Genomic DNA, 3,270 nt, shown 5'->3' with positions numbered 1-3,270 from the left:
CGGCCGGCCACCACGGCGTGCACCCTCCCGTCGGCCGAGGCTCCACGCCGGCCGCCGGCCCACTCCCGCGGACGGATAGGAGCCCCTCGTGACCACGCTGTGGGACACCACCGGTTCTGAGGTGGTCAAGGCCCTCTCCGCCGAACGGCGGGCGGCCGGGGCGCTGGCCTTCGGGCTGGCCCTCACCCTCGTCGCCGTCGTCGACGAGAAGCACGTCAGCGAGGCGGAGGGCGCGGCGACGCTCGCGGCCTCCGCCCACCCGTGCCGGCTGCTCATCGTGGTGCGCCGTCAGATCGAGTCGCCGCACCCCCGGCTGGACGCCGAGGTCTCCATCGGCGGTCGGCTCGGCCCGGGTGAGGCGGTCGTCATGCGGATGTCGGGGCGCCTGGCGTTGCACGCCGAGTCGGTCGTGCTGCCGCTGCTCGCCCCGGACGCCCCGGTGGTCACCTGGTGGCACGACGAGCCGCCGGCCCGGATCGCCTACGATCCGCTCGGCGTCTTCGCCGACCGCCGCGTCACCGACGTCACCGCCTCCCCCGATCCGCTGTCGGCGTTGTTCCAGCGGGCGACGGACTTCGCCCCCGGCGACACGGACCTGTCGTGGACCCGCCTGACGCCGTGGCGGACCCTGCTCGCCGCGGCGTTCGACACCGTCAGCGACCGGCCCGAGTCGGCGGTGATCACTTCCGGGCCGGCCAACCCGAGCGCCCAGCTCTTCGCCGGCTGGCTGCAGAGCAGGCTCGGCATCCCGGTGTCCGTCGAGGAGGTCGGGACCCGTCCCGACATCACGAAGGTGACCGTGTCCTTCGGCGGGTCCGAACTCGGGATCTCCCGGACCGACTCCCGCACGGCGACGATCTCCCGGTCCGGTTACCCGGACCGGGTCCTGCCGCTGCCGGGCCGTGGCGTCGGTGAACTGCTCGCCGAGGAGCTGCGCCGGCTCGACGACGACGAGGTCTTCGGGGAGGCGCTGGGCACCTGGAGCGGCCTGGCGCACCTCGCCGACCGCTCGCCGCACCGCGAACACATCTGGCGCGACCCGATGGACAAGTCCGGGCCGGTCACCAGCGCGGTTGCGGCGACCGGCGGCGCCGCCCAGGCCGCGGCGACGTCCCAGGCAGCCACGGCAACCCAGGCAGCCACCGCGACCCAGCCAGCCGGCGCACCCCAGGCCGGTTCGGCCTCGGCACCCCAGGCCTCACCCGCAACTCAGGCATCACCCGCAACTCAGGCATCACCCGCAACTCAGGCTTCACCGGCACCCAAGGCCTCACCGGCGCCCAAGGGGAAGAAGGACCAGTCGAAGGCGGGCGGCGCATGACGGCCGAGCCACAGCTGGTCCCGCATCGCGACGCCGGCGTCCTCGCCCGTGCCGCCGCCGCCCGGCTGATCACCCGTCTGATCGACGGGCAGGCGGCCCGCGGCGAGGCGTCGGTGGTACTCACCGGCGGCGGCATCGGCATCGCGCTGCTGCGCGCGGTCCGGACCAGCCCCGCGATCGACGCGGTCGACTGGTCCAGGGTCGACGTCTGGTGGGGCGACGAGCGGTTCGTCGCCGCGGACTCGCCCGACCGCAACGACCGGCAGGCCCGCGAGGCGCTGCTCGACCACATCGGGGTCGACCCGAAGCGGGTGTTCCCGATGGGTCACCACGCGGCCCAGACGGCCGGCGGGGACGTCGAGGGCGCCACCGCGGCGTCCGGCTACGCCGACCCGGAGTCGGCGGTGGCGGAGTATGCGGCCCTGCTCGCCGGCCGCGCGGCGCCGGGCGCCACGGTCCCCGCTTTCGACGTCGTACTGCTCGGTCTCGGCCCGGAGGGGCACGTCGCGTCGCTGTTCCCGAACTCGCCGGCGGTCGTGGCCACGGAGCCGGTGGTGGCCGTGCACGACTGCCCGAAGCCGCCGCCGGAACGCCTCTCCCTGACCCTGCCGACCATCCAGTCCGCCCGCGAGGTGTGGGTGATCGTCGCGGGTGAGGAGAAGGCGGACGCCGTGGCCGCGTCGTTCTCCGGTGCCGGGCCGATCGACATCCCGGCAACCGGAGCCGTGGGCCGCGAACGCACCCTGTGGCTGGTCGACCGGGCGGCCGCCTCCCGACTGCCGACCCGGGGCTGATCCGCTGATCCGCCGGCGGGTCGGCCGGGTGCGTCACGATGTCGTCTCGCTCAGGCGAGGATCCGGGTCTTGCCGCGTTCGAACTCGGCGTCGCTGATGATGCCCTGGTCGCGCAGATCCGCGAGCTTGCCGAGTTCGTCGGCGCTGCTCGCCGGGGAAGCAGCATGCTCGAGGTACGCCCGCCACGCCCGCTCGTCGCGCTCCGCAGCGACACGGCTGCGCTCGTGCATGTTGCCACCGCGGACGATGAGGTAGACGATCACGCCGAGCCAGGGCAGCACGACGATCGCGGCGGTCCAGGCCGCCTTCGCCCAGCCGGACAGATCCGCACTGCGAAACACGTCGGTGATCACCGCGAACAGCAGGAACAGCCACAGGACGAAGGCGAAGAACCAGACCATGTAGAGAAACACGCTCAGCAACGGAAAATCGGGATCCACCGCGGCACCTCCAGTCAGGACCGTCGCCCCGGATCCGGGGCACGGCCGCCGGTCCGCGTGGGGCCTGCTGCGGGCCGAGGCCCGGGTCATACCCGCCCGCGCCCGCCCCGCCGTCGTGCCCGGTCACCTGCCGGGGGTGGAATCCGGCGTCCGCCGCCGGCACTCGGGTGAACGCTGGGCGATCGCGCCGGCGCCGGCGTCACCCGGGCACGCGGCGCAGCACCGCATGACCGCCGGCGGAGAACGGGGACGCCGGGTAGTCGTAGCCGAGGGTGCCGTCGGCGTGCAGCACGAGGACGTCGAGTTCGTTCGCGGCACACACGCCGGCGCCCGCGGTGAGCCGTTCGGCGACATGGGCCTCGGCGCCGTCGACGTCGATCAGTCGCAGGTCCGCCGCGCAGCCGTCGCGCGTGTTCCAGGAGCGGCCGAGCGTCGCGCCCACCCGGCCGCCGGTCAGCGTGAGCTCCGCCGGATACGAGACCTGGTCCTGCGCGACCGTGCCCCGCCACCGCCCGATCATGCCGGCGGGCAGGGCGCCGGCCTTCCCCGGCCCCGCGGAACCGTCCCCGCCGCCGCGGGTCACCAGCAGGATCCCCACCGCCACGGCGGCGACCAGCAGCAGCGCGGCGAACATCAGGCCGGCCAGGCGCCGGCCCGGGCGCACCCCCCTCGGCCCCGGCCGCGGGGCCGCATCTGCCGGACGCCGCTTCGACGC

Annotated in this window: 3 protein-coding genes and 1 pseudogene; 2 read left to right on the top strand and 2 right to left on the bottom strand. The window is 74.8% G+C overall.

Features of this window, described 5'->3' with window-relative positions; translation table 11 throughout:
* Nucleotides 1-88: 88 nt before the first annotated feature.
* Nucleotides 89-1,321, top strand: a complete 1,233-nt coding sequence (locus ND748_RS28695; protein WP_251749312.1) for a glucose-6-phosphate dehydrogenase assembly protein OpcA — start codon at nucleotides 89-91, stop codon at nucleotides 1,319-1,321.
* A complete protein-coding gene (pgl, locus tag ND748_RS28690; RefSeq protein WP_251749311.1) occupies nucleotides 1,318-2,115 on the top strand; it encodes a 6-phosphogluconolactonase in 798 nt (265 codons plus the stop codon). The genes ND748_RS28695 and pgl overlap by 4 nt, the downstream gene beginning before the upstream one ends.
* 50 nt (nucleotides 2,116-2,165) lie before the next feature.
* On the opposite strand, the gene ND748_RS28685 is transcribed toward pgl, so the two are convergent.
* On the bottom strand, nucleotides 2,166-2,555 hold the full coding sequence (locus ND748_RS28685) for an SHOCT domain-containing protein (protein ID WP_251749310.1): 390 nt from the start codon (nucleotides 2,553-2,555) through the stop codon (nucleotides 2,166-2,168).
* Between the two features lie 199 nt (nucleotides 2,556-2,754).
* Nucleotides 2,755-3,270: pseudogene (locus tag ND748_RS28680) on the bottom strand (serine/threonine protein kinase); the annotation flags it as partial.

Origin of the sequence: Frankia sp. AiPs1 (assembly GCF_023716945.1) — a bacterium.
In the GTDB taxonomy this organism is placed as follows: domain Bacteria; phylum Actinomycetota; class Actinomycetes; order Frankiales; family Frankiaceae; genus Frankia.
Note: the sequence above shows the minus strand (reverse complement) of the source record. Positions and strands in the feature narration are given on the sequence as shown.